Raw genomic sequence first — 2,691 nt, 5'->3', positions numbered from 1 at the left:
TATCCTCACCCCGACGATTCCCTGTATTGCGCCGCCGTTAGGAGTAGAAAAAATGATTATTGACGGGCAAGAGCTATTAATTAGACCTAATTTAGGCAGATTCACCCAACCTTTTTCTTTTATCGGTTTACCTGCCCTTTCTTTGCCGATTAAACGTTCATCCAGGCTACCTTTAGGTTTGCAAATCATCGCCGCTCCTGATCGCGAAGACTTAATCCTAAGCGTAGCAAGGGTTTTAGAGGAAATGCTGATAGATATCCCGCACCAGTGAGATTTCAAGGGCTTACTTCCCCTTAAAATCCCTAATTTAGGCACTTATTAAACGAAAAGGTCATTTTTCCAGTCTAAGTAAACAATCTACTGACTGGGAGACTCCTTTTCAATCACATCTAACCAAGCGGCGGCCGATCGCTCCCAAGTGTCAGTTAGGGCAATTTGACGACATCTTTCGCGCTCTTGGGCTAAAAGCTGGGGATTTTTCAGTAATTCGACGATTTTCCGGGCTATAGCTTCCTGAGTAGCCGGATCGGTTACTTCCCCCGGCACTTTCACACAGTAGTCCTTTTCTCGAAAAACGGCAAAATCCGTCACCACTGGCAGACAACCCACCACTGCCGACTCGCGCACGGAAATACAATCGATCTCACGATAGGTGCAACCGTAGTAATGAATAGCAGAGCGAGCTTTTTCCTCGATTAGTTGACGATAACCGATCATTCCGCGATCAACTACCCCCGGACTAGCTTTAATCAAAGCGATTAAATTATCGCGCCATTCTCTGCGATCGCTATAGCCATCCCGTTTAGTAAAACCATAGTAGAGATGTAACTCAGCTGCGGGAATTGCCGCCTTGATAATCGGCCAGCCATGCTTTAACATTGACTCTAGGCCTCGATAATAACGAGAGGCATAGACTAGACGATAAGGAAGATGCTCGCTTTCTGGCACCGTCTCACTTACAGCCAAAAGAGAAGCATCAATACCATTAGGAACAATCGGACATTGATGATCGGGACAGAAATCCAGTAAATCCCGTTGATATTGGCTTTTACAGAAAATTTTGTCGTATCTAGCCAAAATTTCGGGGGTATAGGAGGCTGCCGGAACTTTAATATCTTGCCAATCAAAAAAAATTCGTTCTGCCTTGGTACCAGGACGGCAATAGGTGGGATGACGAGAGATCACCAATGTCTCAAAGCGATCCTGCCAATTCATCTGGTAATAATTAACATAGCGAATACCGTCCTGTTCCCCTTCCATACCCTCACAATTGCCAAAAATTGTCACTTTATAGCCGCGTTTCGTCCATTCCTGCGCTAAAAAAGCCACCGATGCCTGGGTGCCACTAGCCCCGCGTTGCCAAATTTCCGCCGGACGCATGGGACGATATTTTTCTGTGTAAATAACGATCGATTTTTTCGGCCAACGACGGGCGCTCAAACGCTGTTTAATTTGAAATAGGGAAGGTGCGCTCGCCCTTAGCCATTGTTTGAGATTAGATTGTAGGGATGGAGTAGCTTGTGACACTCTTTTTCTCCAAGATCGAGGGAAAATAGGGGCGATGGGTGATGGAGTCTTAGTTCCTTGAATTTAACTCGATTTCTCGACTCAGTAGAACAATTCGAGCCTATCATATAATAGGTTCAAGTCAAAAATCAATCTTTTTATTGATATCTATCTGTAAGTAAATCTATGAAAATTGTCATCCCGATCTTATTTTATCGCAAAGGAGGAGTAGAAAGAGTCATTATCTCTTTAATACCTAGCTTATTAGAATACGTCGAACAAATTATTATCGTCCTCCCTCGTAATGATATTGAATATTTTAAGTCTTTAATGCCAGATTCTGATAAACTTATCTACGAAAATTTTGATTTTTATCCCCAGAGTTTTGAGACAAAATTAATCTATTTTTATGGTCTTATAGCGAATTTTTACAAAACCCTAAGACTGAATTATATTCATCGTCTTTTCTCTCGTAGAATTGAATTTTTACGCATCGAAGCAAGAATTAATCAGATTATCAATCGTTACCAAGCTGATCACTGTTTGTATGGGATGACTAATCGGATTTCTCCCCCCAATGTCAAGGTTACTTTAAGTGGCATTATTTATGATGTGTTTTGGCAATTTGCTCCCTTAACTTACTCAGAATCCTATCAAGAACCCTACAATGAAGCGTTAAAAGAATGGTTAGATCGGGCCGATCTACTGTTCACAATTTCCCAAAAAACTAAAGACGATGTTTTAAAAGTTTTTCCCAATGCTACCTATGCTAGTAAATTAAAAGCTGTACCCTTAGCGGGATTTATCGAGCAGTCTAATCCCAAGATTGATCTAGTCAAAAGTGAGCTAGTTACTTTTTATTTTCCCTCCTCTTTTGGTATCTACAAAGATCATCTGACTTTACTCAAAGCAGCTATGACACTAGCTAAAAAAGGTTTAAAATTTCAAATAGTTTTTATCGGCAAAGAAACCGATAATCTAGTTAGTGGAAATCTGCAATTATCTCAACAGTCCCAAACTCAAGAATATCAAGATTATCTCAAAGAATGTACCCGACTTTATCGGGAAAATCAAGAAATTTTCGAGAGTCATATCAAGGGATTAGGTTATCAAGACTATGAAACCTTGCAATTTTATTATCAAACCTGTTCCTCTGTGGTATTTCCCTCAAAATACGAAGGTTTT

General features: G+C 40.8%; 3 protein-coding genes. 2 read left to right on the top strand and 1 reads right to left on the bottom strand.

Translation table 11 applies throughout. The features are described from left to right. Window positions 1-271 (top strand): amidase family protein (locus PX484_RS02875; protein WP_288102789.1); only part of this gene is annotated, 271 nt, incomplete at its 5' end. Between the two features lie 86 nt (window positions 272-357). Here PX484_RS02875 and PX484_RS02870 read toward each other — a convergent pair. After that, entirely contained in the window at window positions 358-1,527 is a 1,170-nt protein-coding gene (locus PX484_RS02870; RefSeq protein WP_287766051.1) for a glycosyltransferase family protein, read from the bottom strand. A gap of 165 nt (window positions 1,528-1,692) precedes the next feature. On the opposite strand from PX484_RS02870, the gene PX484_RS02865 reads away from it, so the two are divergent. Beyond that, window positions 1,693-2,691: glycosyltransferase family protein (locus PX484_RS02865; protein WP_288102788.1), on the top strand; the 999-nt coding region annotated here is incomplete at its 3' end.

Origin of the sequence: Microcystis sp. M49636_WE2 (assembly GCF_030065375.1) — a bacterium.
Classification (GTDB): domain Bacteria; phylum Cyanobacteriota; class Cyanobacteriia; order Cyanobacteriales; family Microcystaceae; genus Microcystis; species Microcystis aeruginosa_C.
The sequence above is the reverse complement of the archived record's forward strand: the minus strand, read 5'-3'. Positions and strand labels throughout refer to the sequence as shown.